This is a genomic window from Nonomuraea wenchangensis (assembly GCF_900111685.1).
GTDB classification, from domain to species: Bacteria; Actinomycetota; Actinomycetes; order Streptosporangiales; family Streptosporangiaceae; genus Nonomuraea; species Nonomuraea wenchangensis.
The window spans coordinates 290,714-308,984 of the sequence record NZ_FOHX01000009.1 but is presented as its reverse complement, the minus strand read 5'-3'; the positions used below and the strand labels follow the sequence as shown (position 1 = coordinate 308,984).

General features: G+C 72.0%; 22 protein-coding genes. 7 read left to right on the top strand and 15 right to left on the bottom strand.

Annotation, left to right across the window (positions count from 1 at the left end):
• Positions 1-161: 161 nt before the first annotated feature.
• The gene (locus BMW85_RS27735) at positions 162-1,163 is read right to left on the bottom strand and encodes a CPBP family intramembrane glutamic endopeptidase (protein ID WP_218155948.1); all 1,002 of its coding nucleotides are present in this window, start codon (positions 1,161-1,163) and stop codon (positions 162-164) included.
• 99 nt (positions 1,164-1,262) lie between these two features.
• Between BMW85_RS27735 and BMW85_RS27730 the strand changes: the two genes are divergently transcribed.
• Entirely contained in the window at positions 1,263-1,982 is a 720-nt protein-coding gene (locus tag BMW85_RS27730; protein WP_091086976.1) for a hypothetical protein, read from the top strand.
• Positions 1,979-2,524 (top strand): DUF6529 family protein, encoded by a 546-nt coding sequence (locus BMW85_RS27725; protein ID WP_091086975.1) that lies wholly within the window; start codon positions 1,979-1,981, stop codon positions 2,522-2,524. The genes BMW85_RS27730 and BMW85_RS27725 overlap by 4 nt, the downstream gene beginning before the upstream one ends.
• On the opposite strand, the gene BMW85_RS27720 is transcribed toward BMW85_RS27725, so the two are convergent.
• Complete coding sequence (locus BMW85_RS27720; protein WP_091086973.1) at positions 2,514-3,446, bottom strand: HpcH/HpaI aldolase/citrate lyase family protein; 933 nt, start codon at positions 3,444-3,446, stop codon at positions 2,514-2,516. The two genes, BMW85_RS27725 and BMW85_RS27720, sit on opposite strands and share 11 nt — an antisense overlap.
• A gap of 62 nt (positions 3,447-3,508) precedes the next feature.
• On the bottom strand, positions 3,509-4,645 hold the full coding sequence (locus BMW85_RS27715) for an Mrp/NBP35 family ATP-binding protein (RefSeq protein ID WP_091086971.1): 1,137 nt from the start codon (positions 4,643-4,645) through the stop codon (positions 3,509-3,511).
• Positions 4,646-4,805: 160 nt separating this feature from the next.
• Between BMW85_RS27715 and BMW85_RS27710 the strand changes: the two genes are divergently transcribed.
• Positions 4,806-5,303, top strand: coding sequence for a MarR family winged helix-turn-helix transcriptional regulator (locus tag BMW85_RS27710; protein ID WP_091086968.1), 498 nt, complete (start codon positions 4,806-4,808; stop codon positions 5,301-5,303).
• On the opposite strand, the gene BMW85_RS27705 is transcribed toward BMW85_RS27710, so the two are convergent.
• Both BMW85_RS27705 and BMW85_RS27700 read right to left on the bottom strand, forming a co-directional pair.
• A complete protein-coding gene (locus tag BMW85_RS27705; protein ID WP_091086967.1) occupies positions 5,275-5,769 on the bottom strand; it encodes a DUF1003 domain-containing protein in 495 nt (164 codons plus the stop codon). The genes BMW85_RS27710 and BMW85_RS27705 overlap by 29 nt on opposite strands.
• Positions 5,766-6,968, bottom strand: coding sequence for a magnesium transporter MgtE N-terminal domain-containing protein (locus BMW85_RS27700; protein WP_245775107.1), 1,203 nt, complete (start codon positions 6,966-6,968; stop codon positions 5,766-5,768). The genes BMW85_RS27705 and BMW85_RS27700 overlap by 4 nt, the downstream gene beginning before the upstream one ends.
• 99 nt (positions 6,969-7,067) lie before the next feature.
• On the opposite strand from BMW85_RS27700, the gene BMW85_RS27695 reads away from it, so the two are divergent.
• Positions 7,068-8,036, top strand: a complete 969-nt coding sequence (locus BMW85_RS27695; protein ID WP_091086964.1) for an EamA family transporter — start codon at positions 7,068-7,070, stop codon at positions 8,034-8,036.
• Here BMW85_RS27695 and BMW85_RS27690 read toward each other — a convergent pair.
• From BMW85_RS27690 to sigE, 5 genes are all read right to left on the bottom strand, one after another.
• Complete coding sequence (locus BMW85_RS27690; RefSeq protein ID WP_091086962.1) at positions 8,020-8,400, bottom strand: hypothetical protein; 381 nt, start codon at positions 8,398-8,400, stop codon at positions 8,020-8,022. The genes BMW85_RS27695 and BMW85_RS27690 overlap by 17 nt on opposite strands.
• Positions 8,400-8,762 carry a sec-independent translocase gene (locus BMW85_RS27685; RefSeq protein ID WP_091086960.1) on the bottom strand — a complete coding sequence of 121 codons (363 nt, stop codon included), beginning with the start codon at positions 8,760-8,762 and terminating at the stop codon, positions 8,400-8,402. The genes BMW85_RS27690 and BMW85_RS27685 overlap by 1 nt, the downstream gene beginning before the upstream one ends.
• A 90-nt stretch (positions 8,763-8,852) precedes the next feature.
• A complete protein-coding gene (locus BMW85_RS51355) occupies positions 8,853-10,760 on the bottom strand; it encodes a trypsin-like peptidase domain-containing protein (protein ID WP_091086958.1) in 1,908 nt (635 codons plus the stop codon).
• A gap of 141 nt (positions 10,761-10,901) precedes the next feature.
• Positions 10,902-11,423 carry an anti-sigma factor family protein gene (locus tag BMW85_RS27675; protein ID WP_091086955.1) on the bottom strand — a complete coding sequence of 174 codons (522 nt, stop codon included), beginning with the start codon at positions 11,421-11,423 and terminating at the stop codon, positions 10,902-10,904.
• Position 11,424: 1 nt separating this feature from the next.
• Positions 11,425-12,057 (bottom strand): RNA polymerase sigma factor SigE, encoded by a 633-nt coding sequence (sigE, locus tag BMW85_RS27670; RefSeq protein WP_091086954.1) that lies wholly within the window; start codon positions 12,055-12,057, stop codon positions 11,425-11,427.
• Positions 12,058-12,230: 173 nt separating this feature from the next.
• Between sigE and BMW85_RS27665 the strand changes: the two genes are divergently transcribed.
• A complete protein-coding gene (locus BMW85_RS27665; RefSeq protein ID WP_091086951.1) occupies positions 12,231-12,869 on the top strand; it encodes an O-methyltransferase in 639 nt (212 codons plus the stop codon).
• A 6-nt stretch (positions 12,870-12,875) separates the two neighbouring features.
• On the opposite strand, the gene BMW85_RS27660 is transcribed toward BMW85_RS27665, so the two are convergent.
• Both BMW85_RS27660 and BMW85_RS27655 read right to left on the bottom strand, forming a co-directional pair.
• A complete protein-coding gene (locus tag BMW85_RS27660) occupies positions 12,876-14,285 on the bottom strand; it encodes a leucyl aminopeptidase (protein ID WP_091086949.1) in 1,410 nt (469 codons plus the stop codon).
• An 88-nt stretch (positions 14,286-14,373) separates the two neighbouring features.
• A complete protein-coding gene (locus BMW85_RS27655) occupies positions 14,374-14,541 on the bottom strand; it encodes a DUF3117 domain-containing protein (RefSeq protein ID WP_020545024.1) in 168 nt (55 codons plus the stop codon).
• A 181-nt stretch (positions 14,542-14,722) separates the two neighbouring features.
• On the opposite strand from BMW85_RS27655, the gene BMW85_RS27650 reads away from it, so the two are divergent.
• Complete coding sequence (locus tag BMW85_RS27650) at positions 14,723-15,499, top strand: PaaX family transcriptional regulator (RefSeq protein ID WP_091086946.1); 777 nt, start codon at positions 14,723-14,725, stop codon at positions 15,497-15,499.
• Positions 15,496-16,272 carry an enoyl-CoA hydratase-related protein gene (locus BMW85_RS27645; protein WP_091086945.1) on the top strand — a complete coding sequence of 259 codons (777 nt, stop codon included), beginning with the start codon at positions 15,496-15,498 and terminating at the stop codon, positions 16,270-16,272. The genes BMW85_RS27650 and BMW85_RS27645 overlap by 4 nt, the downstream gene beginning before the upstream one ends.
• A 12-nt stretch (positions 16,273-16,284) precedes the next feature.
• On the opposite strand, the gene BMW85_RS27640 is transcribed toward BMW85_RS27645, so the two are convergent.
• The 3 genes from BMW85_RS27640 to BMW85_RS27630 form a co-directional block, all read right to left on the bottom strand.
• A complete protein-coding gene (locus BMW85_RS27640) occupies positions 16,285-16,836 on the bottom strand; it encodes a DNA-3-methyladenine glycosylase I (protein WP_091086942.1) in 552 nt (183 codons plus the stop codon).
• Positions 16,833-17,564, bottom strand: coding sequence for a prolipoprotein diacylglyceryl transferase (locus BMW85_RS27635; protein WP_091086941.1), 732 nt, complete (start codon positions 17,562-17,564; stop codon positions 16,833-16,835). The genes BMW85_RS27640 and BMW85_RS27635 overlap by 4 nt, the downstream gene beginning before the upstream one ends.
• Positions 17,565-17,675: 111 nt before the next feature.
• Positions 17,676-18,260 carry an LOG family protein gene (locus tag BMW85_RS27630; RefSeq protein ID WP_091086938.1) on the bottom strand — a complete coding sequence of 195 codons (585 nt, stop codon included), beginning with the start codon at positions 18,258-18,260 and terminating at the stop codon, positions 17,676-17,678.
• Positions 18,261-18,271: the final 11 nt, after the last annotated feature.

Genomic DNA, 18,271 nt, shown 5'->3' with positions numbered 1-18,271 from the left:
TGTCTCACCCGACGAAGTATCACACGCGCCAACCCTTACCCCGCCGGACCGAAAACGATCACCTCCGGTGGATCTCGCCGTCCCCACAGGATCCAGAGCAGCACGAATGAGCGCGAATGGCGAGACCTCTCTAGTGAGATTCCCCCAACCTCAAGCCCGATTTATCTCGAAATTGTGGCGATTGACCGCTTTTTGGCCAGGTACAAAACCCCGAGCGAGAACACCAGGAACTGCACCGCCGTCCCCGTCAGCGCCTGCCACGGCACCGCCACCTCCGCCTGGTTCAGCGACTGCTGCAACTCCCCCGCCGCCGCGCTCAGCCCGAACGCCACCACGTTGTTCAGCACGTGCAGCGCGATCGCCGCCTCCAGCCCTCCGGTACGCACCGACAACCAGCCCATCACCACGCCGAAGGCGAACACGTCGGCGAGCCCCGTCCACGAGTAGCCGTGCAGCGAGGCGAACAGCGCCGCCCCCACGACGATGCCCAGCACAGGGTTGCGCACGTGCGCCCCGACCGCCTGGAGGAACCAGCCGCGGAAGACGTACTCCTCGGCGGCGGCCTGGAAAGGCACCAGCACCAGGATCACCACGAACACGGGCAGGAACGCCTCCCAACCCACCCACCCGAACATCCCGGCCTCCGCGCCCGTCAGGGTCAGCATCAGCCACTGCGCGGCCTGCCCGAGCACCATCGCCAGCACCGCCAGCCCCGCGCACCGGATCAGCCAGCCCCAGCGCAGCCGGCCGGCCACCGACGACAGCGTCCCCGGCCTGCGCCGCTGCACCAGCACCGTCACGCCCACCACGAGGAGCAGCACGGGCGCGATCGACATCAGCGTCGTGCCCAGCCCGAACGGGGTGCCCTCAGGCAGCCCGGTGTTCACGTCCACCGGCGAGGGCAGTCCGAACAGGGCGGCGAACACCATGGCCCCGGTGATCACCACGAACCCGATGACGAAGAACCCGATCGCGATCACCAGCGTCCCGACGATCGAGCGCCACGGCCGGGCGACCTCGTTCCGCGCCAGATGGTCGAAGCGGGCGCCCGAGGGCATCGGCAGGAACCAGGACCGCTGCGGCGGCACCGGCGGAAAGGGATACTGCGGCTGCGGGTACGCGGCCCCGTACGGGTGGCGCGGCGGACCAGGGTTCTCCTGCATTCCTTCATTCTGTCCATCTGATGCGCAATAGTTCACAGACGGATCGCGCTTTTGGGCGGATGCTCTCAGACGTAGGCACTTCAACCCTGGGAGCAGTCCATGTCAAGGCTGGGACCTGTCATCACCCTCGTGGCGGGAGCCGTGCTCGCCGCGGGGCTGGGTGTCGCCAGCGTCAACGCGACACCTGCGGCGAACACCGCCGCCCCCACCGTGGAGAACACCGTTCCCGACGAGGAACAGACGACTGAGGAACAGACGACTGAGGAGCCGGCGCAGGAGTCGGCGCAACCGGTGCCCACCCCCGAGCGCACGGAGGAAAAGAAGATCGCCAAAGCCGACTACGGCGGCCGCGTCACCGGCAACGGCGGCCTCATCGCCATCTCGATCAGGAACGGCAAGGCGGTCGGCTACTTCTGCGACGGCCGCGCGGAAGCCTGGTTCAAGGGCACGCAGTCGGGCGACTCGGTCAGCCTCACAGGGGTCAGGACCGGCAAGGTGACCGCCGACCTCGGCAGCGGCAGGGCCACCGGCCGGTTGTCACTCGGCGGCAAGAAGTGGAGCTTCGTCGCCCAGGCCGTGCGCAAGCCGTCGGGACTGTACCGGGCCACCGCCCTCGTGCGCGGCGCTCAATACCGCGCCGGCTGGATCCGGATCAAGAACCCGGACGGCGGCTACACCTCGGTCGGCGCCGCCACCTCGAACGACAGCCGGGTGCCCGTGCCCACGCTGAACCCCGACCAGCCGACCGCGCCGCTGACGGTGGACGGCACCACGGTCCACCCGAAGGACGTCGACGGCTTCATCGAGGAGATGTCATGACCGCCATCCACCGGACGCCCTCGCGCGGCCTGGCCTCGCTGCTGGTGCCGCTGCTGGCCGGCGGGCTCGTGGTGCTCGCGCTCGGCGTGTACGGCCGCGCGCACACCCCCACGGGTCACGCCGTCGGCGTGGCCGGCTTCTCCGCCGCCCTGCCGATGAAGGCGTGGCTGACCACCGGCGCGCTCGTGCTGGCGTTCGTCCAGGTCGTCTCGGCCCTGTCGATGTGGGGCAGGCTCGGGATCGCCGTCCCGCCCGGGGTGCACCGCTGGTCGGGGCGGCTGGCGTTCCTGCTGACGATCCCGGTCGCCTTCCACTGCCTGTACGCGCTCGGCCTGCAGTACGACGTGCCCAGGGTGCTCGCGCACTCCCTGCTCGGCTGCTTCTTCTACGGGGTGTTCACCGCGAAGATGCTGGCCCTGCCCAAGCGGGACACGCCGGGCTGGACGCTGCCGGTGTTCGGCGGGCTGGCGTTCACCGCGCTGGTGGGGCTCTGGCTGACCTCGGCGTTCTGGTTCTTCACGGCCGTGGGGATCAAGGTGTGAAGGTGACGGTCCTGCTCAGCCCGGCCGCCCGCCCCTTGGCGGCCACGACGAGCGCCATCTTGCGCGACGCCTCGTCGATCATCTCGTCCCCCAGCATGACCGCGCCGCGCTTCTCCACGGTGGTGTAGTACTCGTACGCCTCCAGGATCAGCTCGGCGTGGTCGTAGTCCTCCTGCGCCGGCGAGAACACCTCGTTGGCCGCGTCCACCTGGGAGGGGTGCAGCACCCACTTGCCGTCGAAGCCCAGCGCCGCCGACCGCCGGGCGACCCTGCGGAAGCCGTCCACGTCCTTGATCTGGAGATAGGGGCCGTCGATGACCTGGAGGTCGTGGCTGCGGGCCGCCATGAGCAGGCGCATGAGGATGTAGTGGTAGGCGTCGCCCTCGGTGTAGCCGGGCGGCTGCTCGCCGACGACAAGCGTGCGCATGTTGATCGAGGCCATGAAGTCGGCGGGCCCGAACACCAGCGTCTCCAGCCGCCGGGAGGAGCCGGCGATCATGTCCACGTTGACCAGGCCGCGAGCGTTCTCGATCTGCGCCTCGATCCCGATCCGGCCCGGCTCGTAGCCCATGGCCTTCTCGATCTGCGTCAGCAGCGTGTCGAGCCAGACCACCTCGGTCGGGTCCTGCACCTTGGGCAGCATCACGCAGTCGAGGAACTCGCCCGCGCCCTCGACGACCTCGATGACGTCCCGGTACGTCCACTGCGTGGCGAGGTCGTTGACCCGCACCACGCGCGTCTTCCCCGACCAGTCGCCCTCGCGCAGCGCGGCGACGACGTTGCGCCGCGCGTCCTCCTTGGCGGCCGGCGCGACGGAGTCCTCAAGGTCGAGGAAGACCTCGTCGACGGGCAGGGTCTGGGCCTTCTCCAGGAAGCGGGGGCTGCTCCCCGGCACCGCGAGAACCGAACGACGTGAGCGCATGCGCACACGCTACTGGGGGCGCCGCCACCTTCCGGCGGCGGCACCACCCGTGCGTGATCGGCTCAGCGGCGGGGGGCCAGGCCGAGCTGGAGGCCCTTCAGGCTGGAGGAGCGCTTGCTCAGAGTGTCCGCGATCGAGCGCAGCTCGGCCGCGGCGGGCGAGTCGGGGTCGGTGAGGACCAGCGGCTTGCCCTCGTCGCCGCCCTCGCGCAGCCGCATGTCGATCGGGACCTGCCCGAGCAGCGGCACCCGCGCGCCGAGGATGCGGGTCAGCGCGTCGGCGACCGTCTGGCCGCCGCCCTCGCCGAACACCGAGATGCGCTCGTCGCAGTGGGGGCAGGGCAGCCAGGACATGTTCTCGATGACGCCGGCGATCTGCTGGTGGGTCTGCGCGGCGATGGAGCCGGCGCGCTCGGCCACCTCGGCGGCGGCCATCTGCGGCGTGGTCACGACCAGGATCTCGGCCCCCGGGAGCCGCTGCGCCACGGAGATGGCGATGTCGCCGGTGCCGGGCGGCAGGTCGAGCAGCAGGACGTCGAGGTCGCCCCAGTAGACGTCGGCCAGGAACTGGTGGAGCGCCCGGTCGAGCATCGGGCCGCGCCAGACGACCGGGGTGTTGCCCTCGGGCTTGAACATGCCGACCGAGATGACCTTGATGTCGTGGGCCACCGGCGGCATGATCATGTCTTCGACCTTGGTGGGCCGCTCGGCGGCGCCCAGCATGCGCGGGACGCTGTGGCCGTAGATATCGGCGTCGACGATGCCCACCTTGAGGCCGTTCGCGGCCATGGCGGCGGCCAGGTTGACGGTCACCGACGACTTGCCGACGCCGCCCTTGCCGCTCGCCACCGCGAACACGCGGGTGAGCGAGCCCGGCTGGTTGAAGGGGATCTCCTTCTCCGGCCCGCGGTTGCCGCGCAGCTTGGTCTGGAGCTCCTTGCGCTGCTCGGTGCTCATCACGTCCAGCTCGACCTGGACGCCGGTCACGCCTTCGACCTTGGAGACGGCGGTGGTGACGTCGCGGGTGATGGTGTCCCGCATCGGGCAGCCCGCGACGGTGAGGTAGACGCCCACGCGCACCGCACCGCCGGGAGCGATGTCGATGCTCTTGACCATGCCGAGGTCCGTGATCGGACGGCGGATCTCGGGGTCGATGACGGTGGAAAGAGCCGCCGTCACCAGTTCCTGGGTAGGTGCCATCGAAGTCTCGGCACGAGGGAGTGCCGTCCCTCCTTTGTCGGTATATGTGTGACAGGCGCTGGACGCCAGCGAGGATGCCCCTCCATGGTATGAACCGGCGGCCTCGCTGAGTTAATCCGTGCTGTTAGATGTCTGTGCAACAACGTCCTAAGGTTACTCCGTGACTCTTCTGCGCGACGAGGGCCTCACCGCCGAGGAGCTGGCGGTCTGGCGCATGTTGCAGCGCGCCCAGGTGCGCATCACCCGCCGCCTGGAGTCGGAGCTGCTCGTCGCCCATGATCTGCCGCTGGCCTCGTACGAGGTGCTCATGCAGCTCGCCGAGGCGGCCGGGCGGCGGCTGCGGATGAACGACCTGGCCGACCGCGTGCTGCTGTCGCGCAGCGGCCTGACCCGCCTCATCGACCGGCTGCAGCGCGACGGCCTGGTGACCCGCGAGGCGTGCCCCGACGACGCCCGCGGCCTGTTCGCGGTGCTGACCGACGCCGGCGCGGGCCGGCTGGCCGAGGCCACGCCCACCTATCTGCGCGGCATCAGGACGCAGTTCCTCGACATGCTGGGCAACGGCGAGATGGGCCAGATCAGGGCCATGCTCGGCAGGCTCGACGCCGCCGGCGTCACCGGCGCGGCCGCTAGCGCGGCTGGCGGCGGCGCTCCCTAGCCTCGGGCTCCTGGAGCTCCTCCAGCAGCCGGCCCAGCTCGGCGCGCAGGTAGTCGCGGGTGGCGACCTCGTTGATCGCCAGCCGCAGCCCGGCGATCTCCCGCGTCAGGTACTCGATCTCGGCCTGGTTGCGCTCGGCGGCCTCGCGGTCCTGCTCGTACTGGATGCGGTCGCGGTCGTCCTGGCGGTTCTGGGCCAGCAGGATGAGCGGAGCGGCGTAGCTGGCCTGCAGCGACAGCATGAGCGTCAGGAAGATGAACGGGTAGGGGTCGAACCTGAGCGTGGGCGGGACGGTCGCGTTCCAGATCACCCAGACCCCGACGAACACCGTCATGTAGACGAGGAACCTGGCGGTGCCGAGGAAGCGCGCGATCCGCTCGGACAACCGGCCGAAGGCCTCCGGGTCGTAGTGCGGCCGAAGCGTGCGGCGCAGCTCGCGCGGCTGGTCGAGTCGTTCGGTGGTCACGTGTCGTCCCTCTCGCGCCAGTCCTCGGGCAGCAGGTGGTCCAGGACGTCGTCGACGGTCACAGCGCCGACGAGCCGGCCCAGCTCGTCCACGACGGGCGCCGCGACGAGGTTGTAGTTCGCGAGGTACGAGGTGACCTCGATCAGCGTGAACTCCGGCCTGATGGGGTCGATCGACGGGTCCAGCGCCGCGCCGAGCAGCGTGGAGGGCGGCTCGCGCAGCAGGCGCTGGAAGTGCGCGACCCCCAGGTAGGTGCCTGTGGGGGTCTCGGTCGGGGGCCGGGAGACGTAGACCTGGGCCGCGACGGCGGGTGAGAGGTCCTGCTGGCGGATCTGCGCCAGCGCCTCGGCCACCGTGGACGAGGGCGGCAGGATGACCGGCTCGCTGGTCATGACGCCGCCCGCGCTGTCCTCCGGATAGGTGAGCAGCCGCCGCACCGGCGCGGCCTCCCCCGGCTCCATCAGCGCCAGCAGCTCGGTCGCCTGCTCGTCGGGCAGCTCGTGCAGGAGGTCGGCGGCGTCGTCGGGGCCCATCTCCTCCAGGACGTGGGCGGCCCGCTCGGGCCCCAGCGTGCCGAGGATGCCGACCTGGTCGTCCGGCGGCAGCTCCTCCAGCACGTCGGCGAGGCGGTCGTCCTCGAGCGCGCGGGCGATCTCGACGCGCCGCTTGGCCGGCAGGTGGTGCAGGGCGCTCGCCACGTCGGCGGCGCGCATGGACGCGAACGCGGCGATCAGCCCGGCCGCGCCCTGGTCCTGCTGCAGGACGTCGAAGCCGCTGACCTCGCTCCAGTCGACCACACGGGGGTCGCGCCGCCTGCGCCGGTAGACGGCGACCTTGGTGATCTCCCAGGTGGACGGCTTGACCTCCTCCATGGCCACGTCGTAGACGGTGACCGGCTCGCCGCCGACGCGGACGGACAGGTCGAGCAGCTCGCCGACGACCAGCGTCTCGCTCGCGCGCTGCTCGAACCTGCGCATGTTGAGCCGGCCGCTGAAGACGACGGCCCCGGCCTCGATGCGGCGGACGCGGGTGATGGGCAGGAAGACGCGGCGGCGCGGCTGCACCTCCACGACGAGGCCGTGGACGTTGGGGCGGCGGCCGGGGCGCAGGCCCGCTACCAGGTCGCGGACGCGGCCGATCTGGTCGCCCACCGGGTCGAAGACCGGTGTCCCAGGGAGCCGCGCCACGAAGATCCTCACGTGGTCAGGCTAACAGCGCCGTCCCATTGCGCCAGGTGAGGGCGGCATGTCAGTATCAAACCTGCTTGACGGTGATTACGACCCGGGAATGGTGTTGCGATGAGATATGCGGGGCTCGCGCTCGCGTTCGTGTCCGCGTGTTGTTTCGCGTTCTCGGGGCCCATGGCCAAATATCTGATCGCGGCCGGGCTGGCGCCGATCGAGGCGGTGTGGACGCGGATGGCGGGCGCGGGGTTGCTGCTGCTCGCCGTGCTGGCCATCGTACGGCCACGGGCCCTGCGCATCCCCCGCTCCCGCATGCCGTTCTTCGCCCTGTACGCGATCATGGCCGTGGCCGGGGTCCAGTCGCTCTACTTCGTGGCCATCACACGGCTGCCTGTGGGCATCGCCCTGCTGCTGGAGTTCATGGCGCCGGTGATGGTCGTGGCCTGGGTGCGGCTCGTGCGCAGGATCCGGCTGGCGCCCGCCGCCTACGTCGGCGCCGTGGCCGCCGTCCTCGGGCTCGGCATCGTGGTCGAGGCGTGGCAGGGCATGCGGCTGGACGCGCTCGGCCTGCTGCTCGGGCTGGCGGCCGGCGCCTGCTGCGCGGGCTACTTCCTCATGAGCGACAGCTTCGGCGACGACGTGGACCCGCTCGGGCTCATCGCCTGGGGCATGGCGGGCGCGGCCGTGGTGCTGGTGCCCTTCGCCCGGCCCTGGGACATCCCCTGGAACGCCTTCACCCTCACCACCAAGCCGGCCGAGAGCGGGGTGAGCCTGCCGGTGCTGGGGGCGTACGTGTGGATGGTGCTGGTCGCGACCGTGGTGGCGTACATCCTGGGCGTCAACGCGGTGCGGCGGCTCTCGGCGGCGGTCGGGGCCACGGTCGCGACGCTGGAGGTCATCGGCGGCGCCATGGTCGCCTGGGGGCTGGTCGGCGAGACCCTCGGCGTGTTCCAGATCGCCGGCGGGCTGCTCGTGCTGGCCGGCGCGCTGCTCGCGCAGACCGCGACCGCCTCGCCGCGGCCGGCGGAGGAGCCCGGCGAGCCCGGGCTGGTGGAGCTGGACGGGGTCAGCTCACGGGGGTGAGCCGGACGACGACGCACTCGCGGGCCCACCGCTCGGTGAGATGCTCGGCGTCGCGCGCGTTGAGCCGCTCCTTGGCGAGCGCCGCCACCGCCTCGGGGGCCCGCTCCTGGTCGACGACCGACACCGCGGCGTCGAACTCCACCAGCCTGGCGCCGTTGTCCTTGCTGCGCAGCGTCACGCGGACCCGGTCGAGCGCGTCGAGCCCCGGGAGGCTCTGCTCCTCGCCGCCGGTCACGAGGTGGATCGCGCCGTCGTGCCAGACGTGCCAGGCCAGCCGGGGCCCGGCGGCCAGACCGAGCCAGAGGATGCCGGACTTCTTCGCGCCCTCCTCGACGCCGGGCGCCAGGGAGGGCTCCACGGGCATCAGGTGGCCTCGGAGTCGTACGGCGGGACCTCGCCGTAGCCCAGCTCGTCCACGACCGGCTCAGGCGAGTAGGAGGCCGCGACGGACTCCAGCTCCTTCGGCTTGTCGTTCCAGGTGTCCTCGATGTCGTCGAGGAGATGCTTGCGGACGAACGTGCGCGGGTTGAGATCGGCCGGGTCGAAGTCCTTGAACTCCGGGCCCAGCCCGGCCCGCAGGTCGTCACGCGCGTTGTTGGCCATGCGGCGCAGGTTGCGCAGCGTCCGGCCGGCCTGCGAGGCGGCCTGGGGCAGCTTGTCTGGGCCGAAGACCAGCAGCGCGAGGACGACCAGCGCCGCTATCTCCCCCCACCCGAGTCCGAACACCGTGAGCTCCTACCGCAGTCAGCGCCTCCGAGGACAACCCCGGCCTATCCACAGACTAAGGGCTCCCGGGCACCGCTACGATGCCCGGCCTCAGGACGGCGTCGGCGACGGGCCGTCCTCGGCCACCACCGTGAGCGTGGCCGTACGTTCCTGCCCGGCGCGCTGGTACTTGATGTTGATCTTCGAGCCGGGGGCCTTGCTGCGGACCAGCGCGATCAGCTCGTTGCCGTCCTGCAGGGCGAGGCCGTCCATCTCCAGGATCACGTCACCGGCGCGCAGCCCGGCCTTGTCGGCGGGGCCGCCCGGGGTCACCGGCTGCTGGCCGGCCACGTTCGCGGTGGCGATCTTCACGCCCTGGCCGCGGTAGTCCTTCTCCAGCACGATGCCGATCTTCGGCCGCTTGGCCCGGCCGGTGCTGATCAGCTCCTCGGCCACCCGCCGCGTCTGGTTGACCGGGATGGCGAAGCCCAGGCCGATGCTGCCGCTCTGGCCGCCGATCGACCGGCTGAGCGTGGCGATGGCCGAGTTGACGCCGACGACCTCGCCGCGGCTGTTGACCAGCGGACCGCCCGAATTGCCGGGGTTGATCGCGGCGTCGGTCTGGATGGCGCTGATGTACGCCGTCTCCTCGCTGCCCCCGCCGGTCTCGTCGCCGGCGATGACGGGGCGGTTGAGCGAGCTGACGATGCCCGTCGTGACCGTGCCCGTCAGCCCGAGCGGCGAGCCGATCGCGATGACCGGGTCGCCCACGACCACCTGGTCGGAGTTGCCGAGGGTGATCTCCGGCGTGCCGAACGTCTCCTCCGGCTTGACCACGGCCAGGTCGGAGCCGGGGTCGCGGCCGACGATGCGGGCCGAGGTGGTCTTGCGGTTGTTGAACTGGATCTTGATCTCGCCGCCGCTGGCGGCCAGGGCGACCACGTGGTTGTTGGTCACCACGTAGCCGTTCTTGATCAGGAAACCGGAGCCGGTGGCGGCCTCGGTGTTGGAGCCGTTGCCGACCTCCAGGGAGACCACGCTGGGCAGCACCCGCGCGGCGACGCCCGCGATGGAGCCGGGCTCACGGCTGGCCGCGCCGGTGGGCACCGGGCCGAGGCTGTAGGAGGGGTCGGTGGCGGCGGAACCGCCGGGCCTGGTCAGCAGGTAGGTGCCGACGCTGCCGAGGCCGGAGGCCACCAGAGCGATGGCGAGGGCGATCGCGATCAGCCCGCCGGTTCCTGGTCCGCGCCGCCGGTCACCCGCCGGCGCGCCGTGGGCCTGGGGCGGCGGGGCCCAGCCCGCGCCCATCCCGAGCGCCTGCCGCGGAGGCGGCGGCGCACCGCCCCCGTACGGCACCCCGCCGAACGGGGGGCCGCCGAAGGGCGGAGCCGGAGAGGACGGCCCCTCGAACGACGCACTGCCGAAAGGCGGGGTCGAGGACGACGGACTCTCGAACGACGCGCCGCCGAAAGACGGGGCCGAGGACGACGGGCCGCCGAACGAGGTGCCACCGGACGACGGGCTCTCGAACGACGGGCCGCCGTTGGGCGGGGCCGAGGAGGACGGGCCGCCGAACGACGGGCCGCTCATGGTGTCGGCGTGCGCCCGGTCACCGGGCGCCCCCTCCCTATAGGGGTTGTCGCCGGACACCGGCCCGCCGTCGGGCCGCCCGAAGGCGGGGCTCTCGTACTGGCGGGTGCCGTTGTCCTGGCCGCCGCCGGGCGCGCCGAAGCCGGGCGCGTACGCGGGCCCGCTCCCGCCGCCCCGCTGCTGCTCCCCCGCCGGGACCTGTGAGCCGCCGTAGGGCGCGTAGGACGGCTGGTACGGCGGCGGCCCCGCGGGTTCGGCGGCGCGGCCCGACGGATCGCCCCAGGAGGTGCCGCCGAAGGAGGCGGGGGGTTCCGCGCGCCCGCCCGGCGACTCGGCCGGGTGGTCGGCGGGCAGGAACTCCGGCCGCCCCTGTGACTCGGGGTAGTCCGACGGCGTGCGTCCTTCGGTGGGGCGCGTCTCGTCGGTCATCTAAGTCTCACCACTCCTTGGCTCGGCCGCCGCAATCGTCGCCATTGCGACATACGAGGGTTATAAGGACCCGAACCCAGATCGTATGCCCGTACCATGCGCGGCTACGCCAACCTCGGCCATCTCCGGCATATCTGGATGTCAGGGAGTGTGGACCGTCGGAGCGCCCGTCGGCGAGTGCTGCAACTTGTAAAGCTCGACGGGCGGCGTCGAGGTCTCCTGACCCGCGCCGGACACGGCGAAGAACGTGCCGAGCGCCACCGCGGCCGACACCACGCTCACCGCGACGTAGGTCGAGCGCCGCCTAGCGCCACGGCCGGGGCCCGAAGCCCCTCCAATGGCGTCCCTGCGGGGCCGGTTGTCCAACGGGGCGATGCTGTGCGGGCCCGGGATGGGCACACCCCCGAAGGTACGGGTGGGGAAAGGGCGCTCCCTCGGCGGCAGCGGCCCGCCCGGCTCCGCCATGCGGAGCAGGGACATCGTGAGGTCGGCCGGCATCGCCGGCGACTCCAGCGAGCGCAGTCGCGCCTTCAGCGCGCGTACGGACTCGACCTCCGCCCTGCAGTCGGCGCAGAAGGTCAGGTGCGCGAGCGCCCGCTCGCGCTCGTGGTGGCCGAGTTCGCCGTCGACCAGCGCGGAAACGCGTTCTCCAAGATGAGCCATATCAGACTTCCTCCCCAGGGATCACGGACGGGGGGAGTTGGTTGGCGCGGGGGGCCCGGTGGTCGAGAGCCTCCCGCAACTGCGCCCGACCACGGTGGATGCGGCTGCGGACCGTGCCCAGCTTGACGCCGAGCGTTTTCGCGATCTCCTCGTAGGACATGCCCTCGATGTCGCAGAGCACGATCGCGGCACGGAACTCGGGTGCGAGCGCGTCGAGGGCGGCCTGGATGTCGGGCTCCAGATGGGCGTCGTCGAACGCCTGCGCCGGAGACGGCTCCCGGCCGCGCAGCCGCTCGGCGGCGTCGTCGGCCAGCCCCTCGAACCTGATGCGCTGCTTGCGCCGCGCCATGTCGAGGAACAGGTTGGTCGTGATCCGGTGCAGCCACCCCTCGAACGTGCCGGGGGTGTAGCTGGACAACGACCTGAAGACCCGGACGAAGACCTCCTGAGTGAGGTCCTCGGCGTCGTGCACATTGCCGGTCAGCCGGTAAGCGAGCCGGTACACGCGCGCGGAGTGCGTCCGCACGACTTCCTCCCATGTGGGAGGCGTCCAGTCAGACGACACGGGAGCATCCGTCTGGTGGTCGCTCTCGTCCACCAGAACTCCTCTCTTTGGGACCACCGCTATCGCCATAGTGCCTGGTTTCGTCCCTTCGTGCGCACTGCCTGCCTTCCGGACCGGCAAAGCCCGTTTAAACCTGCAACGCCTCGGGACCCTCCTGAGTTCCCGTCCCGGCGTGTCTCCCCTAGGCTGCGATCGGTGCCAATCACGCGGACACATCGCACGAAAGTGGGGGGAGGCGGCCGATGACCGATCAGGTGGAGGCCACTCTGGCCTATGCGGAGCAGTTTCATCAGGAGGATGAGATCCTGCACGCGGCGCGGCAGCGCGGGCTGGAGATGGGGGCCGTGCCCATCCTTCCCGGCGCGGGCGCGGCGCTGTGTTTCCTCGCCACCGCGGTCAACGCCAAGGCGGTGGTGGAGATCGGCACGGGCTGCGGCGTCTCGGGGCTGTGGCTGCTGCGCGGCATGCGCGCCGACGGCACGCTGACCAGCGTGGACGTCGAGCCCGAGCACCAGCGCCTGGCCCGGCAGGCGTTCGCGGAGGCCGGGTTCTCCGGCGCGCGGGTGCGGCTGATCTCCGGGCGGGCGCTCGACGTGCTGCCCCGCCTGTCCGACGGCGGCTACGACATGGTCTTCGCCGACGGCGCGAAGCAGGAGTACGCCGACTATCTCGCCGAGGCCGTGCGCCTGCTGCGCGTGGGCGGCATCGTGGCCTTCGACAACATGTTGTGGCACAACCGCGTGGCCGACCCGTCGCAGCGCGACCCCGACACGGTCGCGCTGCGCGAGCTCGGCAAGCTGGTGCAGTCGGACGAGCGGCTGCGCTCGGTGCTCATGCCCCTCGGCGACGGCCTGCTGGCCGCCGTCAAAGTGTCCGCGTAGGGCGGCTCACCCCCGGGTGAGCCACTCCAGCAGGACGCGTACGCCGAACCCGGTGGCGCCCTTGCTGAGCGTGCCCTCGTCCACGGTGCTGCGGCCGACCCCTGCGATGTCGAGGTGCGCCCACGGCCGCTTGCCCGCGAACTCCCGCAGGAACAGCGCCGCCGTGATCGAGCCCGCCCCGAAGCGTGAGCCCACCTCGACGTTGGCGAGGTCGGCGACGGACGACTCCAGCGCGGGGACGTACTCGTCGATGAGCGGCATCCGCCACAGCCGGTCGTCGCTCGCCTGCCCGGCGGCGACGAGCCGCCCGGCCAGGTCGTCGTCGGAGGCGTAGACGGCGCCGACGCTGCGGCCGAGCGCCACGGTGATCGCCCCGGTGAGCGTGGCGACGTCCACCACCGCGTCGGGGTCGAGCTCGGCGTCGGCGTAGGCGAGGGCGTCGGCCAGCACGAGCCGCCCCTCGGCGTCGGTGTTGAGCACCTCGACCGTGCGGCCGCCGTAGTGGGTGATGACGTCGCTGGGCCGCTGCGCGGTGCCTGAAGGCATGTTCTCGGCGGCGGCGACCAGCCCGGTGACCCGCACCGGCGCCTTCAGCTCGGCGAGGGCGCGCAGCACCGCGATGACGACCGCCCCGCCCGCCATGTCGGTCTTCTGGGTCTTCATGTTCTCGGTCGGCTTGAGCGACAGGCCGCCCGAGTCGAACGTGATGCCCTTGCCGACCAGCACCACGTGCCGCTCCGCGGGCTGCTCGGGGGTGTAGGAGAGCTGGATGAGGCGCGGCGGGCTGACCGAGCCCTGCCCGACGGCGAGGATGCCGCCGAAGCCGTCGGCCCGCAGCTGCTCCTCGTCCCACACCCGCACCGGCAGGCCGGTCTCGGCGGCCCGCTCGGCGAGCCAGGCGGGGTTCTTGACCGAGGAGGGCGTGTTGGCGAGGTCGCGCGCCAGGGCCACCGCCCGCGCCGTGGCCTCCGCCCGCTCCAGGGCCGCCTGGTCGGCCCCGGCGAACGCCAGCCGTGCCACGGCCCGGCGCCCGGCGTCGCCGATGCGGAAGGTGTAGGCGGCCAGCAGCGCGGCCTCGGCGAACGCGGTGAACTCCCCCTCCGGCGGCACCACGGTCAGGGTGTCCTTGCCCTTGGCCCGGCGGGCGAGCCCGGCGCCGGCCCTGCGCAGCGCGGCCGGCGAGCCGTCGCCGACGCCGTAGAACAGCACCCGGCCCACGCCCCCTGCGCGGGCCACGGGCACCTCCACGATCTCCCCGGCCTCCCCCTTGGCCTCGTAGTGGGCCAGCAGGTCGCGCACGGGCAGGTGCAGCTCCACGTCGTGCGCGGGAGCGAGGCCGGAGGCGTACGGGATCGCCAGCAACTCGGCGTCGGCGGGCACCTCGGCGACCACCGCGGCAGTGGTCTCAATGGGCACGGGAATTCTCCTCAAACGTCAGCGACCCTGGCGCCGGTTCAGCCGGGTGTGCGCCAGGGTCGTGAAACAGGTTGTCTCTCGGGAGCGCTCAGCCGACGACGTTCTTCAACGCCTCACCGAGGGCCTTGGCCTCGTCGGCGGAGATCTCCACGACGAGCCGGCCGCCACCTTCGAGAGGGACCCGCATGACTATGCCGCGCCCTTCCTTGGTGACCTCGAGCGGACCATCGCCGGTCCGCGGCTTCATCGCCGCCATGCGTGCATCCCTTCCTGCCTTGGGCTCCCGCGGCCCGCGATTTCCGACCTCCCAGGAGGGGTGGTCGGCGCATTCACGTCTTCTGTGATGTCCTATTCTCCCGCATCGAGAGCGCTCATGGGTAACGATCTCCTCCCAGAATGCGTTGTCGGGGCGTGCGAAGACGGCCAAACTGGACTGCGTGCACGCTCGCGCCGCTCTGTTCGATCTCTACGGGGACCACCTGCGCCAGCGAGGGGGACAGGCGTCCGTCGCCGCGCTCGTACGGCTCATGAAACCCCTGGAAATCGCGGCTCCGGCCGTCCGTACGGCGGTCTCCCGCATGGTGCGCCAGGGCTGGCTCCGGCCGGTCAGGCTGCCGCAGGGGCCCGGCTACGGGCTGACCCCCAAGTGCGTGCGCCGGCTCGATGAGGCGGCCCTGAGAATTTACCGAGCGGGGGCCCCTCCCTGGCCGGGCCGCTGGCATGTCGTCGTGCTTGAGCCGGTCAGGGAACGCCCGCGCAGGGAGCGGCTGCGGGCCGACCTCACCTTCCTCGGCTACGCCGCGCTGTCGGAGACGACCTGGATCGGTCCACGCCACTCCACCGAGCTGGACACCCTGCTGGAGGGCGAGGGCGTGCGGGCCGACCGGTTCGAGGCCGCGCTCGACGGCGACCCGCGCGAGCTGGTGGCGCGGGCCTGGGATCTGGACGCCATCGGCGAGGCGTACGAGCAATGGCTCACCGAGGCTGTCACGCTGATCAGCACCCTGCCCGGGTCGGCCCCGGACGACCAGGTCTTCGCCGCCCGCAGCAGGCTCGTCCACGGCTGGCGGAACTTCCTGTTCCGCGACCCCGGCCTGCCGGGCGAGCTGCTGCCGGCCGGCTGGCCGGGTGAGAAGGCCAGGGCCTACTTCGAGCAGGAGGCCGCCAGGCTGCTGCCCGCAGCCACCGCGTTCGTCGACAGGGAGTTGCCTTGATCCGCTACGACGTGGCCGACGCCGTCGCCACCATCACCCTCGACCGCCCCGACGCGATGAACTCGCTCACCACCGAGCTCAAAGTGGCGCTGCTCGACGCGCTGCGGCGGGCCGCCGACGACCGCGCGATCCGCGCCGTGCTGCTGACGGGCGCGGGCCGGGCCTTCTGCGCGGGCCAGGACCTGCGCGAGCACGCCGACAACCTGGAGGCGGGGCGCGGCCTCGACGACACCGTACGCCTCCACTACAACCCCATCGTCGAGCTGCTGACCACCATGCCGAAGCCGGTGGTGGCCGCCGTCAACGGGGTCGCGGCCGGCGCGGGGGCGTCACTGGCGTTCGCCTGCGACCTGCGGGTGGCCTCGGAGCGGGCGAAGTTCGCGCTCGCCTTCACGGGCATCGGCCTCGCCCCCGACTCCGGCGCGTCGTGGACGCTGCAGCGCCTCGTCGGGCTCGGCCGGGCCGCCGAGCTGATGCTGCTCGGCGAGCCGCTGGACGCCGCCCGCGCCCTGGAGCTGGGGCTGGTCACGCGGGTGGTGCCCGCCGAGGACGTGCTGAAGACCGCGTACGAGCTGGCGGCGCGGCTGGCGCAGGGGCCGACGGTCGCGTACGCGGCCACCAAGCGGGCCCTCGCCCACGCCGCCACGCACCCGCTGCCGGACGCGCTCGCCCTGGAGGCCGACCTTCAGGACGAGTGCGCGGCCACCCGCGACCATCGCGAGGCGACCAGGGCCTTCCTCGCCAAGCAGCGCCCGGCCTTCACCGGCGAGTGACCCGGCCGGGGGTCAGCGGGCGCGCGCCACGCAGTCCGCGAGATGGTCGTTGACCAGGCCGATCGCCTGCATGAGCGCGTAGGCGGTGGTCGGGCCGACGAACCTGAAGCCGTGCCGCTTCAGCTCCTTGGCCAGCGCCTTGGAGCCGGGGGTGACGGCGGGGACGTCGGCCATCGTCCTCGGCACCGGCGAGCCGGGGTCGGCGTGCCGCCACACCAGCTCCGACAGGCCGCCGGGGAGGTCCTGGGCGACTCTGGCGTTGCTGATCGCCGCCTCGATCTTGGCCCGGTTGCGGACGATGCCGGGGTCGCCGAGCAGGCGTTCGACGTCCTGCTCGGTGTAGGCGGCGACCTTCGGGATGGAGAAGCCGTCGAAGGCGGCGCGGAAGTTCTCGCGCTTGCGCAGGATCGTCAGCCAGGACAGGCCGGACTGGAACGCCTCCAGCGCGACGCGCTCGAAGACCGCGTCGTCGCCCCGCACCGGGCGGCCCCACTCCTCGTCGTGGTAGGCGAGGTACATCGGGTCGGACATGCCGGCCCAGGTGCAGCGGATCAGCTCGGTCACGCCCGGTCGTCCCCGTCGGCGTCCTTGGCCCGCACCGGCTCCCCGTCCTTCTCCGTGCCGTCCTTCTCCGTGCCGTCCTTCTCCTGCTCGTCCTGCTCCGCCTGGTCCTTCTCAGCGCCGTCGTCGTCGGGCTCGTCCTGCTCGACGGCGTCCTTCTCGGCGACGTCCTGTTCAGCGGCGTGCTTCTCCGGCTCGTCGTCCTCGGCGGGCTCGCCGGCGGCCTGGTCCGTGGCGTCGGCGGGCAGCCGCCACTCGGGCTCCTCGGGCAGGTGCCTCAGCTCGGCCCCGCCGTCCCACGACACCGACGCGCCGCTCGACGTGACGGGGTCGCCGGACTCCGGCAGCTCCCTGTCCACGGCCGGCGCCTCGGGCTCGTGGTCGGTACGCAGCCCGGCACCCGGCGCGGCGTAGACCTCCTGGCGCGCGTACAGGCGCCTGGACAGCAGCTCGGAGACGCGCTGCTCCAGCACCGCGATCCTGGTGTCGCGCTCGCTGAGCGCGGTGGCGGCCCTGCGCAGGGCCTCGTCGACGCTCGCCGTGTGGTAGCCGACCAGGTTGACCGGCAGTTGGAGCGCCATGAAGTCGACCGCCGTGAGCTGTCCCGGCTCGGGCAGGCCGAGCGGCGGCACGTCCGGCGGGAACTCGGTCAGCTCACCGCCCCGGCCGAGGGAGACCACGACCACGCAGGCCAGAATGGCGATGGCGGCGATGGCGAGTATGACCAGCACATTGGCATCGTACTCATACCATCGGGGCATGAGGTCCGCACTTGCCGCGGCAGGTGCGGCTTCGGGCACGACCGTCCTGGTCAGCGGGGCGGGCCCCGATCAGGGGCCCGATCAGGGGGTGGCCTCGCCCAGCTCGGCGACGCTCGGCCGGACCGGCTGGGACCGGGCCTCCAGCCGGGCGAACGCCTCCTCGACGGTCGTCGTCCACGAGATCGCGTCGAACACCTCGGGCCGGGTGAAGCCCTCGTCGTAGAGGTGGTCCATGAGCCGCTTGAGCGGTTCGTACAGGCCCCAGGGGTCGAGCACCACCAAGGGCTTGTCGTGCATGCCCAGCACCCGCGCGGTCCAGATCTCGAACAGCTCCTCCAGCGTGCCGATGCCGCCGGGCAGCACCAGGAACGCGTCGGAGCGGGCGTCCATGACGCCCTTGCGCTCGCGCATGTCGCCGGTGACGATCAGCTCGTGCGACTCCTCGTCGGCCACCTCCATGTCGACCAGCACCTGCGGGATCACGCCGACCGTGCGCCCGCCCGCCGCGCGGGCCGCCGAGGTGACGGCGCCCATGCAGGAGATCGATCCGCCGCCGCTGACCAGCGTGTGGCCGCGCCGGCCGAGCTCGGCGCCGACGCGGGCGGCCAGGTCGAGGTATTTCCCGTCGATGCGCAGGCTGGAGGCGCAGAAGACGCAGATGTTCACGTCGCGGAAGC